This is a genomic window from Nocardia pseudovaccinii NBRC 100343 (genome assembly GCF_001613225.1).
In the GTDB taxonomy this organism is placed as follows: domain Bacteria; phylum Actinomycetota; class Actinomycetes; order Mycobacteriales; family Mycobacteriaceae; genus Nocardia; species Nocardia pseudovaccinii.
Genome location: NZ_BDBY01000485.1, coordinates 1 through 703, shown reverse-complemented (window position 1 = coordinate 703; position 703 = coordinate 1). Strand labels below are relative to the sequence as shown.

Here is a 703-nt window from a genome sequence, read left to right as displayed (position 1 = left end):
CGCAGGAGTTCGACGAGGACGCGCCGGTCGTGCGTGTTTCGGGTCTGAAGGCGCTCGAGGGTGACCCGAAGTGGACTGAGTCGGTGCTCGAGCTGATGGCCGCGGTCGACGAGTCCATCCCGGACCCGGTTCGTGAGACGGATAAGCCGTTCCTGATGCCGGTCGAGGATGTCTTCACGATCACCGGTCGTGGCACCGTCGTTACCGGTCGTGTCGAGCGCGGTGTGATCAATGTGAACGAGGAAGTCGAGATCGTCGGCATCCGCGAGAAGAGCACCAAGACCACCGTCACTGGTATCGAGATGTTCCGCAAGCTGCTCGACCAGGGCCAGGCCGGTGACAATGTCGGTCTGCTGGTTCGTGGTATCAAGCGCGAAGATGTCGAGCGTGGCCAGGTCGTCGTGAAGCCGGGCACCACCACCCCGCACACCGAGTTCGAGGGTCAGGCCTACATCCTGTCCAAGGACGAGGGTGGCCGCCACACCCCGTTCTTCAACAACTACCGTCCGCAGTTCTACTTCCGTACCACGGACGTGACGGGCGTTGTGACCCTGCCCGAGGGCACCGAGATGGTCATGCCCGGTGACAATACCGAGATGTCCGTCAAGCTGATCCAGCCGGTCGCCATGGATGAGGGTCTGCGCTTCGCGATCCGCGAGGGTGGCCGTACCGTCGGCGCCGGTCGCGTCACGAAGATCATCAA

The 703-nt window shown here is 63.0% G+C and carries 1 protein-coding gene; it reads left to right on the top strand.

Annotation, left to right across the window (positions count from 1 at the left end; all coding sequences use genetic code 11):
• A partial coding sequence (locus tag NP3_RS46050) for an EF-Tu C-terminal domain-related protein (RefSeq protein WP_245721406.1) occupies positions 1 to 703 on the top strand: 703 nt, incomplete at both ends.